This is a genomic window from Pseudomonas sp. 2FG (assembly GCF_005502935.1).
GTDB lineage: Bacteria > Pseudomonadota > Gammaproteobacteria > Pseudomonadales > Pseudomonadaceae > Aquipseudomonas.
This window is the reverse complement of the sequence record NZ_SCMP01000006.1, coordinates 208843-229996: the sequence shown is the minus strand read 5'-3', so window position 1 is coordinate 229996 and position 21154 is coordinate 208843. Positions and strand designations below refer to the sequence as shown.

Below are 21154 nucleotides of genomic sequence, written 5' to 3'. Positions count from 1 at the left end.
GCGGGCTGCTATAGTCGCGCGACCTAAGGTCGCAGTCAGGAGTTGCCCATGGCCCGCATTACCGTCGAACGTTCGCATTCCCTTGGCCGGGAGGCCGCCCGTGCGAAAGCGGAGAAACTCGCCGCGCGTCTGGCCAGTGAGTACGACGTGCGCTACCAGTGGGCTGGCGATGTGCTCGAGTTCAAGCGCAGCGGTGCCGAGGGGCGGATTGCGGTCGGTGACGACCGGGTGCGCGTCGAGCTGAGTCTGGGATTGTTGCTGTCGGCCCTGAGCGGCACGATCAAGCGTGAAATCGAAAAAGGCCTGGATGAGTATCTGGTCTGAGCCGGCTGATTTCGCCGCTTAGTATGTAGATTCTAATTTTCCTCGTTACCTTGCACTCAAGCCTGCATTTCGTGGGCGTGTCCTTAAACCTTTTGCGTGTGAGGTGCACCATGGCCAAAGTTGCGATCAAAAAGAAAGCCGCAAGCAAAACCAACCTGCTGACCGACGTTAAGCATTACGGCCGGCAAATCTGGCTGGCGGGCCTGGGTGCCTACGCCAAAGCCGGTCAGGAAGGCGCAGGCTACCTGAAAGAGCTGGTCAAGGCCGGCGAAGGCGTTGAGCAGCAAGGCAAGAAACTGCTCAGCGGGCAGGTCGAGGCGGCGAACAGCCAGATCGATACGGTGAAGAGCAGCGTGAGCAATAACGTGACTAGCGTTAAAGGCAAAGTTGAAGTGCAGCTCGACAAAATCGAGCAAGCTTTCGATCGCCGGGTTGCCAGTGCGCTGAATCGTTTCGGCATTCCTTCGCGTCAGGACGTCGATGCGCTCTCTGCTAAGCTGGACGTGCTGAATGCGTTGGTTGCACGTGTCGCTAAGACTCAATAAGGAGAGCGGGATGGTCGCTAAAAAGAAAGTCGAAAAACAGAGCAGCTCCTGGATTGGCGAAGTCGAAAAATACTCGCGCCAAATCTGGCTGGCTGGCTTAGGTGCTTACTCGAAGATCAGCAAGGACGGCAACAAGCTGTTCGACACCCTGGTCCAAGATGGCGAGAAAGCCGAGAAGCTGGCCAAGAGCGAAGTCGACAAACAAGTCGATGCCGTGAAGTCCTCGGCCAAGTCGGCCCGATCCAAGGTCGATGAAGTCAAAGGCCTGGCATTGGGCAAGTGGGGCGAGTTGGAAGAGGCGTTTGATAAGCGTCTGAACAGCGCGATCTCGCGTCTGGGCGTGCCGAGCCGCAACGAAGTGAAAGAGTTGCACGGCAAGGTAGAGGCCCTGACCAAGCAGCTGGAAAAACTGACCGGCATTTCCGCCAAGTCGGTTAAGCCGGTGGCTAAGCCTGCCGTTAAGGCTGCGGCCAAACCCGTCGCTAAACCAGCCGCAAAAGCCGCGGCGAAACCTGCGGCCAAGGTGGCAGCTAAACCCGCCGCCAAGCCCGCGGCGAAACCTGCAGTCAAAGCCGCGCCCAAAGCAGCGGCCAAACCCGCAGTGAAACCGGCCGCCGCTAAGCCAGTAGCCGCCAAGCCTACTGCGCCTGTGGCCACACCGGCCGTCGCGCCTGCTGCCACGCCGGCGGCATCCACCGCGGCGGTGACGCCAAGCAACCCGTCCTGAGTCTTTCAGGACCAAAAACGCCCGGCCTAGTGCCGGGCGTTTGCGTTTCGGCGCGTGTTTAGGTGTCTAAATAGCGCTGCGCCAAATGTTCGGCCGCCTGGCGGGATTCGGCGCGTAGGTGCGGCGCCACCAGCATCATCACCTGGAATACCACCAGGCGAATCTCGCCACTGCTGCCGAGGATGCGTTGGTAGTCGAGGGAGAACAGCAGGGTCAGGGTGATCTGCTCGACCAGCAGGCCGAGCGCCTGGGTATCGCTGACCAGTTGATTCTCGGCCTTCAAACGGGCCAACAGTGAGGCGAGGGTGCGCTTCAAGGCGTTCAGCCAAGTGCGGATGCCACGCGCCAGCTTGGGTAGGCGCCCGGCGAGGTTGGACAGATCTTGGAACAGGAAGCGGTAGTGCGCCAGGCGTTCGACGATCAGGTGCAGGAACAGCCAATAGTCCTCGACATCCAAGCGTGCATCGGCGGGCGGGTCGAGCAGCGGCGCCAGCTCACTCTGGAAGCGTTCGAACAGCTCCATGATCAGCGGTTCTTTGCCGTGGAAGTGGTAGTAAAGGTTGCCCGGGCTGATCTCCAGTTCATTGGCGATCTCCAGGGTGGAGACGTTGGGTTCGCCCTGCTGATTGAACAGCGTCAGGGCGCATTCGAGGATGCGGTCGCGGGTTTTCATCCAATCTTCTTATGCAGGCCGCCGGAAGGCGGACGGTAACTGGCCGGGTGGTCTCCGGCCGGCCTTCTCAAAGTTTAAGCCAAGGTCTAACGCACATGCACATAGGTGCCGGGGGCTGCCTCCATCGGCGGATGGTTCTGGCTGCCCAGCGCCAGCCGGGTTTCCCGTTGTTCGCCGGAGCGTTGCTGAATCCATTCCAGCCAGTGCGTCCACCAACTGCCACTGGTCTGCTTGGCGTCGAAGTACCAGGCGCGCGGGTCGGAGCTGAGTTTGCCGCTCTCGAAATAGTTGGCCTTGGGATTGCCCGGAGGATTGAGGATGCTCTGGATATGCCCGCTGTTGGACAGCACGAAGCGACTGTCGCCGCCGAGCAGCAGGGTCGAGCGATAGACCGCGTCCCAGGGCGTGATGTGGTCGTTGATGCCGGCGATGCTGAAGCTGTCGACCGTGACCTTATGCAGGTCGATCGGGGTGCCGCAGACCTCCAGGCCGCCAGGATGGGTGAGCGGGTTGTGCTTGAAGAAGTCCAGCAGATCGCCGTGCAGGGCGGCCGGTAGGCGCGTGTTGTCGTTGTTCCAGTAGAGGATGTCGAAGGCCGGGGGTTGCTTGCCGAGCAGGTAGTTGTTGACCCAATAGTTCCAGATCAGGTCATTCGGACGCATCCAGGCGAAGACCTTGGCCATGTCGCGGCCATCCAGCACGCCTTTCTGATAGGAGCGGCGCTTGGCGGCTTCCAGGGTTTGCTCATCGGCGAACAACATGGCTGGGCTGTCGACCTGACTGTCCAGCAGGCTGACCAGGTAGGTGGCGCTGGAGACCTTGCGCAGCTGCCGTTTGGCTTGCAGGTGGCCTTGCAGGGCGGCGATGCTCAGGCCGCCGGCGCAGGCGCCCATCAGGTGGGCCTCTTTGCTGCCGCTGATGGCGCGGGTCACATCGAGGGCCGCTTCGATGGCCTGGACATAACTCGATAGACCCCACTCGCGATGGCGGGCGTCGGGGTTGCGCCAACTGATGACAAACACCTGTAAGCCGTTTTTCAGCGCGAACTGGACGAAGCTCTTCTCCGCGCTGAGGTCGAAGATGTAGTACTTGTTGATCTGCGGCGGCACGATCAGCAGCGGGCGGGCGTACTGCTTTTCGCTCATCGGCGTGTACTGGATCAGCTCCAACAGCTCGTTGCGAAATACCACCGCACCCGGAGTGGCGGCTAGGTTGCGGCCGACTTCGAAGGCGTGTTTGCTGACCTGGCGAGGCAGGCCGTGGTTGTGCAGGAGGTCGTCGGATAAGTGGCGCAGGCCCTTGAACAGGCTGCTGCCGCCACTGTTGAGCAGCTCCTTGATCGCCAGCGGATTGAGCAAGCTGTTGGAGGGCGCCAGCGCATCGCTGAGCAGGGTCGCGACGAAGCGCGCGCGGGCGCGGTCATCCGCCGGCAGGTTGCTCTCGTCGATCCAGCTGTTCAGCTGCTGCTGCCAGGCCAGGTAGGCCTGCAGGCTGCGGCGATAGAAGGGGTTGAGACGCCAGGCCGGATCGGCAAAGCGTGGATCGTCGGGGTTGTGCTTATGCAAGGTGTCGCCGAGCAGCACGCGGCCCAGCTGGCCGCCGAAGGCCAGCGCATGCTTGGCGCTGTGCAGCGGTCGGCGCAGGCCCTGCAGGGCCAGGGAGCGCACGGTGGCAAACAGATCGCGGCCGCGCAGGCCGAGCATGGCGTTCTGCGCATTTATAAAGGCTGCGGGTACGGGCACAGGATCCGCAGCAGATTTGTCTCGCATGAGGCAACACTCCGTCGTCAAACCATCAAGGGACTCAACGTCAATTGGTAAGCAGCAAGGCTTGTACCAAGGCGCGCCGGAGGTGCATTCCAGACAACCGCGCAAACAAACGACTGTGTTACACGAGGCTCGCTATTGGGTCAAGTGGGTCGGCGTCGTACGGGATGGGTGCGCGGGCTCAAGGCGGTGTTCAATGACCGCGCAGCGGGGTCGGCTGCGGATGCATAACCGCGCGCAGCCGCTCCTCCTGGAGAAACTTCATGATGATCGGCGCGACGGCCTCGGCCCGGGTGATCAAGAACAGGTGACCGTCGTCGATCACGTGCAGCTCGGCATTCGGAATCCGCCAGGCCAGCAGGCGCATGTTGATGAGGGGGATGAGCGGGTCATCGTCGCCGGCCAGCACCAGGGTCGGCTGGCTGATCTTGTGCAGCCAGTGGATGCTGGTCCAGCCGAGGCCGGCGAACAGCTGCCAGTAGTAGCCGAGCTTGCCCGAGGAACGCACTTTGCTGGCGTGCGCCAGGGCCAGATTGGGGTCGCGGCGGAAGGCCCCGCCGTAGATATGCGGGGCGATCTGCACGCCGTAAGACGGCTGGATGTAGCGTCGTGGGCTGGCCATGCGCCAGAGCACCTTGGGCTTGCCCGGCACCATGATGGCGCCGGCCGAGGTGGCGGCGAGCACCAGCTTCTTGCAGCGCTCGGGATAGTCGTGGGCGAACTGTTGCGCCAGGGCGCCGCCCCAGGACACCCCAATCGCATTGACCTGACCGTAATCCAGGTAGTCGAGCATGCGCGCGGCGAGCTTGGCCAGGCCTGGGAAGCGGTAGGGCTGGTTGGGTGTCGAGGAGCCACCGACCCCCGGCACGTCGAAGGCGATCACTTCCTGATCGGGGTCGAGGGCCTGGACGAACGGAAACACCAGCTCCAGGTTGGCGCCGATGCCATTGAAAATCAGCAGCGGGGTCAGGTGCGCCTTGCCCGGGCGGACGGCCGTGCGGATGGTTTGGCCGTCGAGGTCGATGGTGCGAAAAACAAAAGGTAACGGCATGCGCAGAGCCCTATGGATTGAACTGCTGGGAACGCGGTCCAGCGCTTTCCCAGAATGACGAAGCTGGCCTCCCTTGCAGGCTTCGTGGCTGCCGCCCTGGCCGGTAACGGCTGGAGCGGCGGGCGGCACTTCCGAGTGCCGCGGGCAGTGTGACGCAAGCTGTTGCGTTGGGTGCCGGCTCGGTTGTCGAGGCTGCACGCCGAGCGTTCATCCTTGCCTAGCGCTCATGCACGTAAGTGCCCGGCGCCGCCTCGGCAGCCGGATAGGCTTTGTTGCCGAGGGTGCTGGGGGCTTTTTTCAGTTTGCCGGAGCGTTCGGCCATCCAGGCTTGCCAGTGCAGCCACCAGGAGTCGGCATGTTTGGTGGCGTCTTCTTGCCAGACTTTCGCATCAGCCGGCAGCTTGTCGCTGGTCATGAAGCGCGCTTTCGGATTGCCCGGTGGGTTGAGGATGCTCTGGATATGCCCGCTGTTGGACAGCACGAATTCGATCTTGCCGCCGAACAGCCGCGCCGAGCGGTAGCAGGCTTCCCAGGGAGTGATGTGGTCGTTGGTGCCGGCCAGGCAGAAGATGTCCGCGGTCACCTGCTTCAGGTCGATCGGCGTGCCGCAGACTTCCAGGGCCTGTGGCCGCGTCAGTGGGTTGGTTTTGAATAGCTCGATCAAGTCGCCGTGGAAAGCCGCCGGCAGGCGGGTGGTGTCGTTATTCCAGTAGAGGATATCGAACACCGGTGGCTCGTTGCCGAGCAGGTAGTTATTGACCCAATAGTTCCAGATCAGATCATTCGGCCGCATCCAGGCGAACACCTTGGCCATGTCGCTGCCTTCCAGGACGCCGGCCTGATAGGAGCGGCGTTTGGCGGCTTCCAGGGTTTGTTCATTGACGAACAAGGCGACCTGGGTATCCAGCTTGGTGTCCAGCACGCTGACCAGCAGGGTAAGGGCGTTGACCTTCTTCTCGCCGAGCGCCGTGTAATGGCCGAGCAGGGCGGCGGTGGTGATGCCGCCGGAGCAGGCGCCGAGCATGTTGACGTCCTTGCTGCCGGTGATGGCCAGGATCACGTCGATGGCTTCTTTCAGCGCCTCGATATAGGTCGACAGGCCCCACTCGCGCTGGGCCTTGGTCGGGTTGCGCCAGCTGACGATAAAGGTCTGCAGGCCGTTGCGCAGGCAGAAGCGCGCCAGGCTCTTCTCTTGCGACAGGTCGAACACATAGAACTTGTTGATCTGCGGCGGCACCACCAGCAGCGGACGCTCGTGCACTTGTTCGGTGCTCGGCTGGTACTGGATCAGCTCCAGCAGGTCGTTGCGAAACACCACTGAGCCTTCGGTCGTGGCCAGGTTCTTGCCGACCTCGAAGGCATCCATGTTGACCTGGCTGGGCATGCCGCCGTTGTTGACGATGTCCTTGGCCAGGTGGGCGAGGCCATCGAGCAGACTCTTGCCGCCGGTTTCGAAGAAGCGCTTGAGCGCCGCCGGGTTGGCCATGCTGTTGCTCGGCGCCATGGCTTCGGTCATCAGGTTGATCACGAAGTGGCCGCGGTTGGTGTCGGTCTCGGACAGGTTGCTGTCCTCAACCCAGTCGTGCAGTTCTTTGCGCCACGCCAGGTAGCTCTGCAGGTAGCGCTTATACAGCGGGTTCTGACTCCAGGCGGGATCGGCGAAGCGGCGATCACCACCTTCCGGCTGGAGTTCCGAGCTGCCGAGCAGGACGTTTTTCAGCTCCAGGCCGAAGTGGGCAACGTGCTTGGCGCTATGGATCGGTTGCTTGATGGCCTGGGCCAGCACCATGCGGGCAGAAGCCAGAATGTCTTTGCCGCGCAAGCCGATCACCGGGTTGAGGCCCAGGGTGTTTTCCGAGGCTTGACGCTGCAGGTCTTCGTTACTCTTGTTGCTCATCTACGACGCTCCATTGTCCTGAGACGGATACCGGCGTGCGGCTGTGCGCGGTGACACAGGGCTTAGGGCCTAGTACTGCTCGGGTTACCGGGGGCGGAGCGAACTCCGCATCATTCATTGCATGTGGCTGAGCCAAATGCACGGAACCTGCCAGTTCCTTGGTTACCCGAGTTTACGAGTTTTCGCAAGCAGGCCAGTCAGTTGGCCGTGCGCGCGGGAGAGTATGCCGAGACGGATTAGAAAGTTCGCCCTAACCATGGGTGAGTCAGGACTCAGAGCATCAGCTTGACCACCGACTCGGCCGGATCGCGGGATTTTCCGGCCTGCGCCAGTTCGGCGAGGTAATCGGCCCACAGCTGTTCCTGGCGTTGCGCCAGTTGGTCGAGGTAATCCCAGGTGAACAAACCGCTGTCATGGCCGTCATCGAAGCACAGTTTTAGTGCGTACTGCCCGGCCGGCTCGATCTTGTTCAGGCCGACCCCGAGCTTGCCGACTTGCAGTATGGGCTTGCCGTGGCCCTGCACCTCGGCCGAGGGTGAGTGCACGCGGAGGAACTCGGCGGACAGGTTGTAGACCTCGTCGGGCCCATATTTAAGGGTCAGGGTCTTCGAGGCTTTGTGCAGCTCGATGGCCGAGGGAACGCGCATCTTCGAGGCTCCGGCTAGAGGTGGGGCGGCTAAAGCGCTTAACGCTTCAGCCGCCTTGCAGGGCATCCCTACAGAATATAACGCGACAGGTCTTCGTCTTGCGCCAGTTCGCCCAGGTGGCTATTCACATAGGCCGCATCGATATGGATCGGCTTGTCGCTGTGCGCGCTGGCCAGGTCTGAGGCGCTGAACGAGACTTCTTCCAGCAGGCGCTCCAGGACGGTGTGCAGGCGGCGGGCGCCGATGTTCTCGGTCTTCTCGTTGACCTGCCAGGCGATCTCGGCGAGGCGCTTGATGGCGTCCTCGGTGAATTCGATTTCCAGGCCTTCGGTCTTCAGCAGCTCGCGGTATTGCTCGGTCAGCGAGGCGTACGGCTCGGTGAGGATGCGCTCTAAGTCCTGCGGGCTCAGCGCCTTCAGCTCGACGCGGATGGGCAGGCGGCCTTGCAGCTCCGGCACCAGGTCGCTCGGCTTGCTCAGGTGGAAGGCACCGGAGGCGATGAACAGGATATGGTCGGTTTTCACCATGCCCAGCTTGGTGTTCACCGTGCAGCCTTCGATCAGCGGCAGCAGGTCGCGCTGCACGCCTTCGCGGGAGACGTCGATGCCGCCGGAGTTGCCGCGCTTGGCGACCTTGTCGATCTCGTCGATAAACACGATGCCGTGCTGCTCGACCGCCTCCAAGGCGCGAGCCTTGAGTTCTTCCTCGTTGACCAGGCGCGCGGCTTCTTCGTCGCCGACCAGCTTCAGGGCTTCTTTGACCTTGAGCTTGCGGCTTTTCTTTTTACCCTTGCCCATGTTGGAGAACAGGCTTTGCAACTGGTTGGTCATTTCCTCCATGCCGGGCGGGGCCATGATTTCGACGCCGGCCGGATGCTCGGCGACCTCGATCTCGATGTCCTTGTCGTCCAGCTGGCCTTCGCGCAGGCGCTTGCGGAACAGTTGGCGGGTGCTGGAGTCATGGCTCGGCACCGGGTCCTCATTGAAGCCGGGACGTGCCGGCGGCAGCAGTGCATCGAGGATGCGCTCTTCGGCGGCATCTTCGGCGCGGTGGCGGACTCTGACGATCTCCTGCTCGCGCAACAGCTTGATCGCGGCATCGGCCAGGTCGCGGATGATCGACTCGACGTCGCGACCGACGTAGCCCACCTCGGTGAACTTGGTCGCTTCGACTTTGATAAACGGCGCGTTGGCCAGCTTGGCCAGGCGGCGGGCGATCTCGGTTTTACCGACGCCGGTTGGGCCGATCATCAGGATGTTTTTCGGCGTCACCTCGGCGCGCAGCTCGGTCGGCAGCTGCATGCGCCGCCAGCGGTTGCGCAGGGCGATGGCGACGGCGCGTTTGGCCTCGTCCTGGCCGATGATATGGCGACTGAGTTCGTGGACGATTTCGCGGGGAGTCATAGGCATAAGATTTGGCGGGCCTCAGTCAGCGAGGTCCAACTCCTCGATGGTCAGGTAGTGGTTGGTGAAGACGCAGATGTCACCGGCGATACCCAGGGCGGTTTCGGCGATTTCATGGGCGGACAGGTCGGTGTGCATCAGTAGCGCGCGGGCGGCGGCCTGGGCGAACGGGCCGCCGGAGCCCATGGCGATCAGACCCTCCTCGGGTTCGACCACGTCGCCGTTGCCGGTGATGATCAACGAGGCGTCTTTATTGGCGACCGCCAACATGGCTTCCAGGCGGCTCAGTGAGCGGTCGGTGCGCCATTCTTTGGCCAGCTCGACGGCGGCGCGTACCAGGTGGCCCTGGTGTTTCTCCAACTGCCCTTCGAAGCGCTCGAACAGAGTAAAGGCATCCGCAGTGGCGCCGGCGAAACCGGCAATCACCTGGCCGTGGTAGAGGCGCCGGACTTTCTTGGCGTTGGCTTTCATCACGGTGTTGCCGAGGGACACCTGGCCGTCGCCGCCCATGACGACTTTGCCGTGGCGGCGGACTGAAACGATGGTGGTCAAGGGGGAGTCTCCACGCAGCGGGGCGAAATGCCCTAATGGAAACTCATATGGGGGACGCCCGCCGGCATTTCAACCGGCGGGCGTGAGGAGCGGCTTAACGGCTCTGGCGTTGCTGTAACAACAGATTGCTGAAGCCGCTGCCGGCGAGCTTCTTCTGCGCGCTGGTGAGCTGTTCACGGTTGCTGAACGGCCCGACCAGCACCCGGTACCAGGTTTCCTCGCGCACGGTGCCGGACTCCACCTGCACGTTTTGTCCGAGCAGGAGGATCTGCGCGCGCACCTTGTCGGCATCCTCCTGCTTGCGGAACGAACCGGCTTGCAGGAAGTACTGGGTCACCGCGGCTTTGACGGCCACGGTCAGCGGCGGTGGCGTTTCACCTTTCAACGCCGCTTCGGCGCGGGCCGCGTCGGCTTTGGCCAGCTCGGCCGGGGTCGGTGCCGGCGGGGTTTTCTCCGGCACGGCATCCGGTGGGACTATGACTTCGGATTCTGGCAGCAGGGTGTAGAAGTCGTACTTCGGCTTCACCGGTTGCTGTGGAGTTGGCGCGCTAACCGGTGCTTTTGGCGCCGACGCCGTGTTGGCGCCTTGCTGCTCGGGCTTGAGCCGTTTGACCTCGCCACGGCCCGGCTCCAGCTGCATCAAGAACACCATCAGGGCGCCGATGGCCAGGCCGCAGGCCAGCCAGACCCAGCCCGGCACCGGTTGCCGCGGTGGCGCTTGATAGCGGCTGGCGCCGCGCTTGGGTGCGGCTTTCTTCTTGACCGCCAACTTACATGCGCTCCAGAGTTTCCAGACCCAACAGCTCCAGGCCTTGCTTGAGGGTGCGTCCGCTCAGTGCGGCCAGGCGCAGGCGGCTTTGCTGCTGTGCGGGCGACTCCGCGGTGAGGATCGGGCAGTGCTCGTAGAAGCTGGAGAACAAACCGGCCAGCTCATAGAGGTAGGTGCAGAGAATGTGCGGCGTGCCTTTGTCGCCGACGTTGTGCAGTACTTCGCCGAACTGCGCCAGTTTGGTGGCGAGGTCTTGTTCCTGCGGGGCAGCGAGGCTGATCTGGCCGTCGACCTGGGCGTAGTCCTTGCCCAGCTTGCGGAACACGCTGGCCACGCGGGTGTAGGCGTAGAGCAGATAGGGCGCGGTGTTGCCTTCGAAACTGAGCATCTGCTCGAAATTGAAGCTGTAATCGCTGGTGCGGTGCTTGGACAGGTCGGCGTATTTCACCGAGCCGATGCCGACGACGCGGGCGATGGTGCGCAACTCGTCTTCGGCCAGTTCCGGGTTCTTTTCTTTGACCAGCGTGTAGGCGCGCTCTTCGGCTTCATCGAGCAGGTCGATCAGCTTCACCGTGCCGCCATCGCGGGTCTTGAAGGGTTTGCCGTCGGCACCGTTCATGGTGCCGAAGCCCATGTGTTCCAGTTGCATGCCGGGGTGGACGAAGCCGGCGCGGCGTGCCACTTCGAACACCTGCTGGAAATGCAGGGCCTGGCGTTGGTCGACGAAATACAACGCGCGCTCGGCCTTCAGTACCTGGCTGCGGTAGCGCATGGCCGCCAGGTCGGTGGTGGCATACAGATAGCCGCCGCCGGCTTTCTGCACTATCACCGGCAGCGGGTTGCCTTCGGCGTTCTTGAACTCGTCGAGGAACACGCACTGGGCGCCGTTGCTCTCGACCAGCAGGCCTTTGGCCTTGAGGTCGGCAACCACCTGGGCGAGGTCGGCGTTGTAGGCGCTTTCACCTTTGACGTCGGCCGGAGTCAGCTTGACGTTCAGGCGGTCGTAGGCCTGCTGGCAATGCGCCAGGGAAATTTCATTGAAGCGCTGCCACAGGCGCATGCACTCGGGCTCGCCGGCCTGCAACTGCACCACCAGCTCACGGGCACGGTCGGCGAACTCGGCAGACTCGTCGAAACGCTGCTTGGCCGCCCGGTAGAAGCCTTCCAGGTCGGACAGTTCGGTTTCACTGCTTTCCGGTTTTTCCTGCTGCTCTTGTAGATAGCCCAGCAGCATGCCGAACTGGGTGCCCCAGTCGCCGACGTGGTTCTGCCGGATCACCTCGTCGCCGAGGAACTCCAGCACCCGCGCCACGCCGTCGCCGATGATGGTCGAGCGCAGGTGGCCGACGTGCATTTCCTTGGCCAGGTTCGGTGAGGACAGGTCGACCACCACCCGTTGCGCCGGGCCGGCTTTGCGCACGCCAAGTTGGGTATCGGCCAGGGCGGCGTCGAGGCGGCCAGCCAGGGCCTGACTGTCCTGGTAGAAGTTGAGGAAGCCGGGGCCGGCGATCTCGACTTTAGTGATCTGCGGGTTGGCCGGCAGCGCGGCGATCAGCTTCTCGGCCAGCTCGCGCGGCTTCAGCCCGGCCGGTTTGGCCAGCATCAGGGCGATATTGCTGGCGAAGTCGCCGTGGGTTTTGTCCTTGCTGTTTTCGACCTGAATCGCCGGGCTGAGGCCTTGCGGCAGCACGCCTTCGCTGACGAGGCGGGTGAGGGCTTGCTGGATCAACTGGCGAATGGTGTCTTTCATGGTCTGCTCGTGCGGCCATCGGGGCGACAGTGCGCCGGGAAGCGGGTGGAAAATTGGCCATTATCCGTGGCCATGACGGCCTTGCCAACCGCAGTGGTCGGTTGCTCTAACGGGGCGAAGGGTTGAGCGGTGCTTTTGTAGGCGCTGACAGACTCCTAGAACAGGTCTATCGGGTCGACATCCAGCGACCAGCGCACCGCGCGACCCGCAGGCATGGCTTCCAGCGCCAGCAGCCAACTGCCGAGCAGGCGATGCAATGGGGCGCGGGCGTTGGCCTGCAGCAACAATTGCGCGCGATAACGGCCGGCGCGGCGCTCCATCGGCGCCGGCACCGGGCCGAGGAGTTCGATGCCGCCGAGGTTCAGCTCGCGCAGCAGGTGTTCGGCCTCGGTGCAGGCCTCATCGAGAAAACCTTCCGCCTGCCCGGGTTTATGGGCCTCGGCGCGCAGCAGCGCGAGGTGGCAAAAAGGCGGCAGGCCGGCGGCGCGGCGCTCACTCAGGGCCTGTTCGGCGAAGGCGAAATAGCCCTGTTCGGTCAGTTGCACCAATAGCGGGTGGTCGGCCAGGTGGGTCTGGATGATCACCCGGCCAGGCTCTTCCGCGCGGCCGGCGCGGCCGGCGACCTGTACTATCAGTTGGGCCATGCGCTCGCTGGCGCGGAAGTCGGCGGAGAATAGGCCGCCGTCGGCATCCAGAATCGACACCAGGGTCACCCGAGGGAAGTGGTGGCCTTTGGCGAGCATCTGCGTGCCGATCAGGATGCACGGCTCGCCGCGCTGGATGGTGGTGAACAGTTGCTGCATCGCATCCTTGCGCGAGGTGCTTTCGCGGTCGACGCGCAGTACCGGGACATTCGGGAAGAGGATGGCCAGGCGCTCTTCGGCGCGCTCGGTGCCGGCGCCGACCGGGCGCAGATCGACCTTGGCGCATTGCGGGCAGTTGCTCGGCTGGCGTTCGACATGGCCGCAGTGGTGGCAGCGCAACTCGCCCGAGCGCTGGTGCACGGTCATCCGTGCATCGCAGCGCGGGCATTCGGCGAGCCAGCCGCAGTCGTGGCACAGCAGGGTCGGCGCGAAGCCGCGGCGGTTGAGGAATACCAGCACCTGCTGGCCGGCCGCCAGGGTCTGGCCGATGGCCTGCTGCATGGGGCCGGAGATGCCGCTGTCCAGTGGCCGACTCTTGATATCCAGGCGCAAGAAGCGGGGTTGCTGGGCGCCGCCGGCCCGCTGGGTCAGGCGCAGCAGGCCGTAGCGGCCGGCGTGGGCGTTCTGCAGGCTTTCCAGTGAGGGGGTGGCGGAGCCGAGCACGATCGGGATGTTTTCCTGTCGCGCGCGGACCAAGGCCAGGTCGCGGGCATGGTAGCGCAACCCTTCCTGCTGTTTATAGGAGGCGTCGTGCTCCTCGTCGATGATGATCAGCCCCGGGTTCTTCATCGGGGTGAACAGTGCCGAGCGGGTGCCGATGATGATGTCGGCCTCGCCATCGCGCGCCGCCAGCCAGGCGTCCAGCCGCTCGCGATCGTTCACCGCCGAGTGCAGCAGGGCGATGCGGGCATTGAAGCGCCGCTCGAAACGCGCCAGGGTCTGCGGCCCGAGGTTGATCTCCGGAATCAGCACCAGCGCCTGTTTGCCGGCCTCCAGGGTTTCGCGGATCAGTTGCAGATACACCTCGGTCTTGCCGCTGCCGGTCACCCCGGCCAGCAGAAAGGCGTTGAAGCTGTCGAAACCGGCCCGAATCGCCTCGGTCGCCGCGCGTTGCTCGGGGTTCAGCGGCAGCTCCGGCTGCGCCAGCCAGTTGGCGTGGCGCGCGCCCGCGGCGTGGCGGCGGACCTCGATGCGGACCAGGCCTTTCTCGCGCAGCAGTTCGAGGCTGTCTTTATTCAACTGCAACTGGCTGAGCAGTTGGTGCGGCACACCCTGGGGATGCTGCGCGATGGTCGCCAGGGCATCCCGTTGCCGCGGTGCGCGAGCCAGGCGCGGATCGTCGAGGCGGGCGCCTTCGGTCAGATGCCAGAAGCGCTCTTGCCGGGCTTCGGCCGGCTCGCCCTGGCGCAAGAGGGTCGGCAGCGCCCAGCTGAAGGTGTCGCCGAGGCTGTGCTGGTAATACTGCGCCGTCCACAGGCACAACTTGAACAAGGCCGCGGGCAGCGGCGACTGCGCGTCGAGCAGTTGCAGCGCCGCTTTCAGTTTGTCTGCGGGCACCTTGCTGTGATCGCTGACCTCGACCAGAATGCCAATCATCTCGCGTCGGCCGAACGGCACGCGCAGGCGCATACCCGGCTGCAAGGCGGCGCGCTGCAGGCCGGCCGGCGCCCGATAGTCGAACAGGCGGCGCAGCGGCGAGGGCAGGGCGAGGCGCAGAATGGCGTCGGGCACGCGAGGGAGCTCCTGGGCTCTGTTGACGTAAGCGAGGCGCGATCTTAGCACGCAGCCCGACGACGACCGGCGTCGTGAGTGACTTGCGTCGCTGCGGCGCTCTGGTATTATCCGCGGCCTAATTCCGTGCGGTACTCGACAATAGTGTTGGGTGGCGGCACGTCAGACCCGAGGAATACACCATGAAAGCCGATATTCATCCGACCTACGAAGCCATCACCGCCACCTGCAGCTGTGGCAACGTGATCGAAACTCGCTCCACCCTGGCCAAGCCGCTGAGCCTGGACGTGTGCAACGAGTGCCACCCGTTCTACACCGGCAAGCAAAAAGTGCTGGACGTGGGCGGTCGTGTCGACAAGTTCAAGCAGCGTTTTGGTGTGTTCGGCTCCAAGGCCTAAGTGGCTTTGCTGTCTCGGAAGGCCCGATGGGCTTCTCCGCGCTGTTGAAAAAGGCGTCCCTTGCGGGCGCCTTTTTCGTTTCTCTCGCCGCCGTTTTCCCGGCCCAGGCATTGTGTCCGGCGCCGGCCGGGTTGCCGATCGTCGGCGTGCAGCGAGTGGTGGATGGCGACACGCTAAAGCTTAGCGACGGCCGCAGCGTGCGTTTGATTGGCTTGAATGCCCCCGAGCTTGCGCATCACGGGCGTTCGGCCGAGCCCTTTGCCGAGCTGGCCCGGCACCGTCTGCAAGCGCTGGTCGGCGCCAGCGACGGGCGTATCGGCTTGCAACCGGGGCGCGAGGCTAAGGATCACTACGGCCGCACCTTGGCGCACGCCTATGACCGCCAGGGGCGTAATCTGGAGGCGCAGTTGCTGGCCGAGGGTTTGGGCTATCTGGTGGCGGTGGCGCCGAATGTGGCGCTGGTGAGTTGCCAGCAGGCCGCCGAGCGCGCTGCGCGGGCCGCACAACTCGGGCTCTGGCGCAAGTCGCCGGTGCAGACGCCGGAGCAACTGAGTGCCGGTGGCTTCGCCTTGATTCGCGGGCAGGTGGCTAAGGTCGAGCGCAATCGCGGCGGATTGTGGCTGGAGCTGGACGATTCTCTGGTGCTGCATATCGCGCCGAAGTGGCTCGGCCAATTCGATCTCAAGCGCTTGCAGGGCCTGGCTGGCCGGCGGGTTGAGGCGCGCGGCTGGGTGATTGACCGCTCCCGCCGTGGCGGCGTAAAAGCAGGACAAGCCCGCTGGATGTTGCCTCTGACCCATGCGGCGATGCTTGAGGTGTTGCCATGAGTGTGCGTTTGTCGGTTTTGCTGCTGCTGTTGGCAGCGTTGAGTGGTTGTGCCCTGAACCCGGCGACGGGCGAGAGCAACTTCGTGATGATGAGCGAGCAGCAGGAGCTCAATCTCGGTCGCAGTTACAGCCAGGAAATCGCCAAGCAATACCCACGCTATGCCGATGAGAAGCTCCAGGCCTATGTGCAGCAAGTCGGCGAGCGCGTGGCTCAACACAGCCATCGCAGCAACTTGAGCTATCGCTTCACGGTGATCGACAGCCCGGATATCAACGCCTTCGCCCTGCCGGGAGGCTACATCTATATCCATCGCGGGCTGCTCGCCTACCTCAGCTCGGAAGCCGAATTGGCCGCGGTGCTGGGGCATGAGGTCGGCCATGTCACCGCTCGTCACAGTGTCCAGCAGCAGAGCCAGTCGCAGGCCTGGGGTCTGCTGGGGCAGGCGGTCGCGATCGGTACCGGGGTGGGTGCGGCGGGCGATCTGACTGGCGCTTTAGGTTCGGCTTTCGTCCGTGGCTATGGTCGCGACATGGAGTTGCAGGCGGACGGCCTCGGGGCTCAGTACCTGGCGCGCAGCGGCTATGACCCGCAGGCGATGATCGAAGTGGTGGAGGTGCTGAAGAGCCAGGACGACTTCGCCCGCGATCAGGCGGCCAAGAGCGGCCGGCCCGCACCGGCCAGCGGCTACCATGGTTTGTTCGATACCCATCCGGGTAACGATCAGCGGCTGCAACAGGTGGTAGGTCCGGCCCGGGCCCTGGCTAGCGGGCAGCAGGAGGTCAATCGGGAGGTCTTTTTGCAGCACCTGGAGGGCCTACCGTTCGGCGATTCGGAAGCAACCGGCGTGCGTCGGGGTCAGCAGTTCTATCATGCCGGCCTGGGGTTCACCTTGAACTACCCGCAGGGTTGGGCGCTGCTCAATCGGCCCGATGCGCTGATTGGGCATAGCGCGGATCAACAGGCTTTTATCGTCATGAGCCTGGAGCAGGCCAAGCCAGGCCAGACGCCGGCAGAGTTCCTCCGCCAGCGGGCGGGCGGGCGGCGCCTGGCGGCAGAGGAGGAGCTGCAACAGGCGGGGCTGCAAGGTTACACCGCGGTTATGCCTGGGAGTGCGGCGAGGCGTGTGGCGGTGCTCTTCAAGGGGCCACAGGCTTACCTCTTTGTCGCTGCGGTCAAGGCGCCTGCCTCGCTGGAAACCGAGGACGCTAACTTCCTCAAGGTGATCAAGAGCTTTCGCCCGCTTAAGGACGATGAGCGTAAGCTCGCGCAACCGTTGCGGCTGCATATGGTTAAGGCCAAAAACGGGCAAAGCATTTCGGCGTTAGCCCAGGAAAGTAAGCTGCCGGCCGACGCGGAATCCCGTTTGCGCCTGCTCAATCATCTCTATCCAAGCGGCGAGCCGCGTCCTGGCGATTGGCTTAAAGTCTTACGCTAGAGGCCTTGACGCGGCTGACTGCTCAGTCTTGTGAGGTTTCTGCATCTTGCGTATCCTCGGCTGCCTGTCTGTTCAACAGCAAAAAAAGCGGAAATGCCAACATGTCTGATCTGAAAACTGCCGCTCTCGACTACCACGCCAATCCCCGTCCCGGGAAGCTGAGTGTCGAGCTGACCAAACCCACTGCAACCGCCCGCGATCTGTCGCTGGCCTACAGCCCGGGTGTGGCTGAGCCCGTCCGTGAGATCGCCCGCGATCCTGAGTTGGCCTACAAATACACTGGCAAGGGTAACCTGGTAGCGGTGATTTCCGACGGTACAGCGATTCTCGGTCTGGGTAATCTCGGCCCGCTGGCCTCCAAGCCGGTGATGGAAGGCAAGGGTGTGCTGTTCAAGCGCTTCGCCGGCATCGACGTATTCGATATCGAAGTCGACTCGGAAAGCCCGCAGGCCTTCATCGATACCGTTAAGCGCATTTCCATCACCTTCGGTGGCATCAACCTGGAAGACATCAAGGCGCCAGAGTGCTTTGAGATCGAGCGCGCGCTGATCGAACAGTGCGACATTCCGGTGTTCCATGATGACCAGCACGGCACCGCCATCGTCACCGCGGCCGGCATGCTCAACGCCCTGGAAATCGTCGGCAAGACCCTGCCGGAAGCCAAGATCGTCTGCCTCGGCGCCGGCGCGGCAGCCATCTCCTGCATGAAGTTGCTGGTGAGCATGGGGGCGAATATCGAGAACATCTACATGGTCGACCGCAAGGGCGTGATCCACGCTGGTCGCGACGACCTGAACCAGTACAAAGCGGTGTTCGCTCACGAGACGGACAAGCGCTCGCTGTCGGATGCGCTCGACGGCGCCGACGTGTTCGTGGGGCTGTCCGGGGCCAATCTGCTCGGCGCCGAAGACCTCAAGCGCATGGCGTCGAATCCGATCGTGTTCGCCTGCTCGAACCCGGATCCGGAAATTGCCCCGGAACTGGCCCATGCCACGCGCAACGATGTGATCATGGCCACCGGCCGTTCGGATTACCCGAACCAAGTGAACAACGTGCTCGGCTTCCCCTTCATCTTCCGTGGCGCGCTGGACGTTCGCGCGACTCGCATCAACGAAGAGATGAAGATCGCCGCCGCCGTGGCCCTGCGTGAGCTGGCCAAGCTGCCGGTGCCGCAGGAAGTCTGCGACGCCTATGGTGGGATCAAGCTGGCGTTCGGCCGCGAGTACATCATTCCGAAGCCGATGGATGCGCGCCTGATCACCGTGATTTCCGATGCCGTGGCCAAGGCTGCGATCGAGAGCGGCGTGGCGACGCTGCCCTATCCGAAGCACTATCCGCTGAAGTCAGTGGATGACGTGTTCAACGGCTAAGGCGTTTTCGCTTGCACTAAAAAGCCCCGCATCTGCGGGGCTTTTTAGTGCGTGCTGCTACCTCAGAACAGGTCGATAGGCGCGGCTTCGTCAGCCGGGAGTGGGCTGCCGGGTACTGCGAGGTTGGGATCGAGTTCGCTCATCGGTGGCGGTGTGTCCTCACTCTTGAACAGCTCGAAGTAAGCATCCGGCGTGCCCGGCGTAGCGGCGCGACCACTCAGGGGGTCGATCCGCAGGGTTAGCAAGCCTTCCGGCTCGGGCAGCAGATGCGCGGGTTTGTCTTTGAGCGCGGCGCTCATGTAGCTCATCCAGATCGGCAAGGCGACGGTGCCGCCGAACTCGTGGCGACCGAGGCTTTCCGGCTGGTCGAAGCCAGTCCAGACCGTGGTCATGTAGTCGGCGTTGTAGCCGGAGAACCAGCTGTCCTTGGACTCGTTGGTGGTCCCGGTCTTGCCGGCCAGATCGCTGCGGCCCATCGCCAGAGCGCGGCGCCCGGTACCGCGTTTGATCACGTCCTGCAGCAGGCTGGTCATGATGTAGCTGGTGCGGGCATCGACGATCCGCTCGGCGACCACGGGCTCCAGGTTGGGCGCAGGGGCCTCGGCAGTGTTTTCGCTGTTGGGGGCTGGAGGCTCGGTCGTAGTCGCGGTGCCAGCCTGGGCCGTCGCGCCGCTGGGAACCCTGGCGGGATTGGCGATATACAGTGGCTCGCCGTTACGGCTATGGATGCGTTCGATCAGATAGGGTTGCACCTTGTAACCACCATTGGCGAAGGTGCTCCAGCCGCCGGCGATCTCCAATGGTGTCAGGTTGGCGGTGCCAAGGGCCAGGGAGAAGTTACGTGGCAAGTCCTGCTTATTGAAGCCGAAGCGGCTGACGTAATTCAGGGTGTATTCGATGCCGATGGCTTGCAGTAAGCGAATCGAAACCAGGTTGCGCGACTTGTACAGGGCTTCGCGTAGGCGGATCGGGCCGAGGAAGGTGTTGGTGTCGTTTTGCGGGCGCCAGGCTTCGTCCATGCCGGCTTCCTGGAACACTATGGGCGCATCATTCACCAGGGTCGCGGCGGTGTAGCCCTTGTCTAGCGCGGCGCTATAAATGAAGGGTTTGAAACTAGAGCCGGGCTGGCGCTTGGCTTGAACGGCGCGGTTGTAGTTGCTCTGATCGAAGGAGAAACCGCCCACCAGGGCGCGGATAGCTCCGTTTTGCGGGTCCAGAGAGACCAGCGCGCTTTGCGCGGCAGGCAACTGGCTGAAGAGCAGGCTGCCATCCTCTTGGCGCAGGACGCGGATCAGGTCGCCAACCTGGGTGACATCTTCGGGCCGCTGGGGGCGTGGGCCGAGGCTGTTGGTGTTGAGGAATGGGCGCGCCCATTTCATGCTGTCCCAACTCACCGCCTCTTCCTGGCCGCTGCGGGTCAGCACTAGAATTCCGCTTTTTTCCACTTGGCTGACGATCGCGGGCTCGAGGCCATTCAATGTTTTCTGTTTGGCTAGCTCCAGTTGCCAGGCCTCGCGGGTCATGCCTGGGAGGCGCGTCTCTGGGCCGCGATAGCCATGACGTTGATCGTAATTGATCAGTCCGCTGCGGACTGCGCTGTTGGCCGCTTCCTGCAATGTGCTGGGAACCGTGGTGGTGACATGGAAGCCTTCCGTGTAGGCATCACTGCCATAGCGCCCAACCATTTCGGCGCGCGCCATTTCCGCGACATAAGGGGCTGCGAGCTCCGGCGTGGGGACATGGTAGCTGGCATTGATCGGCTCATGGAGGGCGGCCTGATAGCGCGCCTCGTCAATCTTGCCAAGCTTGTACATGCGACCAAGAATCCAGTCGCGACGTTCTTGGCTGCGCTGCGGATTCACTAATGGGTTGAAGCGCGACGGCGCTTTGGGTAGCCCGGCGATCATTGCCATCTGCGCCAGGCTGAGGTCGCGCATGGACTTGCCGTAATAAACCTGAGCCGCGGCTTCGATGCCGTAAGCGCGGTTGCCCAGGTAGATCTTGTTAACGTAGAGCTCAAGGATTTCATCTTTGCTGAGCTCGCGCTCAATCTGTAACGCAAGAAGGATTTCATTGATCTTGCGCGAAAAGCTCTTTTCGCTGGTGAGGAAGAAGTTTTTCGCCACCTGCATGGTGATGGTGCTGCCGCCAGACTGAATCTGACCGCTTTTTAATAATTGCGTGGCAGCGCGCATCAGGCTGGTAAGGTCGACGCCATAATGATTGGCGAAGTTGTCATCTTCGGCGGATAGCAGGGCTTTGATGAAATCGGGTGGAATGTCGGCGAAGCGGATGGGCGAGCGGCGCATCTCGCCAAATTCGGCAATCAGCTTGGCGTCGCTGCTATAGACCCGGAGGGGAATCTGCAGTTGAATGCTGCGGAGCGATTCGACGGAGGGCAGGCTAGGGCTCAGGTAGAGAAAAGCGCCGCTGAAACTGAGCAACAGCCCACAAAAAACGGCGACACAGCACCACCAGAAAAACTTCAGCAGACGCATCAAGATTTTTGGATTTCCAAATAAAAGAAAGAGTTAAGCGGAAGGCGATGTTAAAAGGGAAAAACTGTTCACATTATAAGCGTTTTTTTTCCTGGGTAGCCATTTGCGCTTATGTCAAGACTGTTATTTAATGTGAAAAAACATAA

The 21154-nt window shown here is 62.9% G+C and carries 18 protein-coding genes; 7 read left to right on the top strand and 11 right to left on the bottom strand.

Going from position 1 to position 21154, the window contains the following annotated elements; all coding sequences use genetic code 11:
- Positions 1 to 48: 48 nt before the first annotated feature.
- From FFS13_RS08755 to FFS13_RS08745, 3 genes are all read left to right on the top strand, one after another.
- Entirely contained in the window at positions 49 to 324 is a 276-nt protein-coding gene (locus tag FFS13_RS08755) for a polyhydroxyalkanoic acid system family protein (protein ID WP_137818713.1), read from the top strand.
- Positions 325 to 434: 110 nt separating this feature from the next.
- A complete protein-coding gene (locus tag FFS13_RS08750; protein WP_137818712.1) occupies positions 435 to 869 on the top strand; it encodes a phasin family protein in 435 nt (144 codons plus the stop codon).
- Between the two features lie 10 nt (positions 870 to 879).
- Complete coding sequence (locus FFS13_RS08745) at positions 880 to 1596, top strand: phasin family protein (protein ID WP_137818711.1); 717 nt, start codon at positions 880 to 882, stop codon at positions 1594 to 1596.
- Positions 1597 to 1654: 58 nt separating this feature from the next.
- On the opposite strand, the gene FFS13_RS08740 is transcribed toward FFS13_RS08745, so the two are convergent.
- The 10 genes from FFS13_RS08740 to FFS13_RS08695 all read right to left on the bottom strand — a co-directional run bounded on the left by FFS13_RS08740 (position 1655) and on the right by FFS13_RS08695 (position 14479).
- On the bottom strand, positions 1655 to 2269 hold the full coding sequence (locus tag FFS13_RS08740; RefSeq protein WP_137818710.1) for a TetR/AcrR family transcriptional regulator: 615 nt from the start codon (positions 2267 to 2269) through the stop codon (positions 1655 to 1657).
- 86 nt (positions 2270 to 2355) lie between these two features.
- Positions 2356 to 4038 carry a class II poly(R)-hydroxyalkanoic acid synthase gene (phaC, locus tag FFS13_RS08735; RefSeq protein WP_137818709.1) on the bottom strand — a complete coding sequence of 561 codons (1683 nt, stop codon included), beginning with the start codon at positions 4036 to 4038 and terminating at the stop codon, positions 2356 to 2358.
- Positions 4039 to 4228: 190 nt separating this feature from the next.
- The gene (gene phaZ, locus FFS13_RS08730; protein ID WP_137818708.1) at positions 4229 to 5086 is read right to left on the bottom strand and encodes a poly(3-hydroxyalkanoate) depolymerase; all 858 of its coding nucleotides are present in this window, start codon (positions 5084 to 5086) and stop codon (positions 4229 to 4231) included.
- A gap of 217 nt (positions 5087 to 5303) precedes the next feature.
- Entirely contained in the window at positions 5304 to 6983 is a 1680-nt protein-coding gene (gene phaC, locus FFS13_RS08725) for a class II poly(R)-hydroxyalkanoic acid synthase (RefSeq protein WP_137818707.1), read from the bottom strand.
- Between the two features lie 272 nt (positions 6984 to 7255).
- Positions 7256 to 7630 carry a gamma-butyrobetaine hydroxylase-like domain-containing protein gene (locus FFS13_RS08720; RefSeq protein ID WP_137818706.1) on the bottom strand — a complete coding sequence of 125 codons (375 nt, stop codon included), beginning with the start codon at positions 7628 to 7630 and terminating at the stop codon, positions 7256 to 7258.
- A gap of 68 nt (positions 7631 to 7698) precedes the next feature.
- The gene (gene hslU, locus FFS13_RS08715; RefSeq protein WP_137818705.1) at positions 7699 to 9039 is read right to left on the bottom strand and encodes an HslU--HslV peptidase ATPase subunit; all 1341 of its coding nucleotides are present in this window, start codon (positions 9037 to 9039) and stop codon (positions 7699 to 7701) included.
- 15 nt (positions 9040 to 9054) lie between these two features.
- Positions 9055 to 9585 (bottom strand): ATP-dependent protease subunit HslV, encoded by a 531-nt coding sequence (hslV, locus tag FFS13_RS08710; protein WP_137818704.1) that lies wholly within the window; start codon positions 9583 to 9585, stop codon positions 9055 to 9057.
- A gap of 94 nt (positions 9586 to 9679) precedes the next feature.
- Positions 9680 to 10354 (bottom strand): SPOR domain-containing protein, encoded by a 675-nt coding sequence (locus FFS13_RS08705; protein ID WP_137818703.1) that lies wholly within the window; start codon positions 10352 to 10354, stop codon positions 9680 to 9682.
- A 1-nt stretch (position 10355) separates the two neighbouring features.
- Positions 10356 to 12104, bottom strand: a complete 1749-nt coding sequence (gene argS, locus FFS13_RS08700) for an arginine--tRNA ligase (protein ID WP_137818702.1) — start codon at positions 12102 to 12104, stop codon at positions 10356 to 10358.
- A gap of 155 nt (positions 12105 to 12259) precedes the next feature.
- Positions 12260 to 14479, bottom strand: coding sequence for a primosomal protein N' (locus tag FFS13_RS08695; RefSeq protein ID WP_137818701.1), 2220 nt, complete (start codon positions 14477 to 14479; stop codon positions 12260 to 12262).
- A 182-nt stretch (positions 14480 to 14661) separates the two neighbouring features.
- Here FFS13_RS08695 and rpmE point away from each other — a divergent pair, with 182 nt between their 5' ends.
- The 4 genes from rpmE (at position 14662) to FFS13_RS08675 (ending at position 18510) form a co-directional block, all read left to right on the top strand.
- The gene (rpmE, locus tag FFS13_RS08690) at positions 14662 to 14877 is read left to right on the top strand and encodes a 50S ribosomal protein L31 (protein WP_137818700.1); all 216 of its coding nucleotides are present in this window, start codon (positions 14662 to 14664) and stop codon (positions 14875 to 14877) included.
- Between the two features lie 26 nt (positions 14878 to 14903).
- Positions 14904 to 15704, top strand: a complete 801-nt coding sequence (locus tag FFS13_RS08685) for a thermonuclease family protein (protein ID WP_137818699.1) — start codon at positions 14904 to 14906, stop codon at positions 15702 to 15704.
- Positions 15701 to 17140 (top strand): M48 family metalloprotease, encoded by a 1440-nt coding sequence (locus FFS13_RS08680; protein ID WP_137818698.1) that lies wholly within the window; start codon positions 15701 to 15703, stop codon positions 17138 to 17140. The genes FFS13_RS08685 and FFS13_RS08680 overlap by 4 nt, the downstream gene beginning before the upstream one ends.
- 101 nt (positions 17141 to 17241) lie before the next feature.
- A complete protein-coding gene (locus FFS13_RS08675; RefSeq protein WP_137818697.1) occupies positions 17242 to 18510 on the top strand; it encodes a malic enzyme-like NAD(P)-binding protein in 1269 nt (422 codons plus the stop codon).
- 62 nt (positions 18511 to 18572) lie between these two features.
- Here FFS13_RS08675 and FFS13_RS08670 read toward each other — a convergent pair whose 3' ends face one another.
- Entirely contained in the window at positions 18573 to 21008 is a 2436-nt protein-coding gene (locus FFS13_RS08670) for a penicillin-binding protein 1A (RefSeq protein ID WP_371922943.1), read from the bottom strand.
- Positions 21009 to 21154: the final 146 nt, after the last annotated feature.

What these genes read in the sequence shown, in the direction of transcription:
- FFS13_RS08670 (WP_371922943.1), bottom strand. Translation starts at nt 21,008, where the DNA reads ATGCGTCTGCTGAAGTTTTTCTGGTGGTGCTGTGTCGCCGTTTTTTGT.
- phaZ (WP_137818708.1), bottom strand. Translation starts at nt 5,086, where the DNA reads ATGCCGTTACCTTTTGTTTTTCGCACCATCGACCTCGACGGCCAAACC.
- FFS13_RS08720 (WP_137818706.1), bottom strand. Translation starts at nt 7,630, where the DNA reads ATGCGCGTTCCCTCGGCCATCGAGCTGCACAAAGCCTCGAAGACCCTG.
- FFS13_RS08750 (WP_137818712.1), top strand. Translation starts at nt 435, where the DNA reads ATGGCCAAAGTTGCGATCAAAAAGAAAGCCGCAAGCAAAACCAACCTG.
- FFS13_RS08685 (WP_137818699.1), top strand. Translation starts at nt 14,904, where the DNA reads ATGGGCTTCTCCGCGCTGTTGAAAAAGGCGTCCCTTGCGGGCGCCTTT.
- FFS13_RS08745 (WP_137818711.1), top strand. Translation starts at nt 880, where the DNA reads ATGGTCGCTAAAAAGAAAGTCGAAAAACAGAGCAGCTCCTGGATTGGC.
- phaC (WP_137818707.1), bottom strand. Translation starts at nt 6,983, where the DNA reads ATGAGCAACAAGAGTAACGAAGACCTGCAGCGTCAAGCCTCGGAAAAC.
- argS (WP_137818702.1), bottom strand. Translation starts at nt 12,104, where the DNA reads ATGAAAGACACCATTCGCCAGTTGATCCAGCAAGCCCTCACCCGCCTC.
- rpmE (WP_137818700.1), top strand. Translation starts at nt 14,662, where the DNA reads ATGAAAGCCGATATTCATCCGACCTACGAAGCCATCACCGCCACCTGC.
- FFS13_RS08740 (WP_137818710.1), bottom strand. Translation starts at nt 2,269, where the DNA reads ATGAAAACCCGCGACCGCATCCTCGAATGCGCCCTGACGCTGTTCAAT.
- phaC (WP_137818709.1), bottom strand. Translation starts at nt 4,038, where the DNA reads ATGCGAGACAAATCTGCTGCGGATCCTGTGCCCGTACCCGCAGCCTTT.
- FFS13_RS08755 (WP_137818713.1), top strand. Translation starts at nt 49, where the DNA reads ATGGCCCGCATTACCGTCGAACGTTCGCATTCCCTTGGCCGGGAGGCC.
- hslU (WP_137818705.1), bottom strand. Translation starts at nt 9,039, where the DNA reads ATGCCTATGACTCCCCGCGAAATCGTCCACGAACTCAGTCGCCATATC.
- FFS13_RS08680 (WP_137818698.1), top strand. Translation starts at nt 15,701, where the DNA reads ATGAGTGTGCGTTTGTCGGTTTTGCTGCTGCTGTTGGCAGCGTTGAGT.
- FFS13_RS08675 (WP_137818697.1), top strand. Translation starts at nt 17,242, where the DNA reads ATGTCTGATCTGAAAACTGCCGCTCTCGACTACCACGCCAATCCCCGT.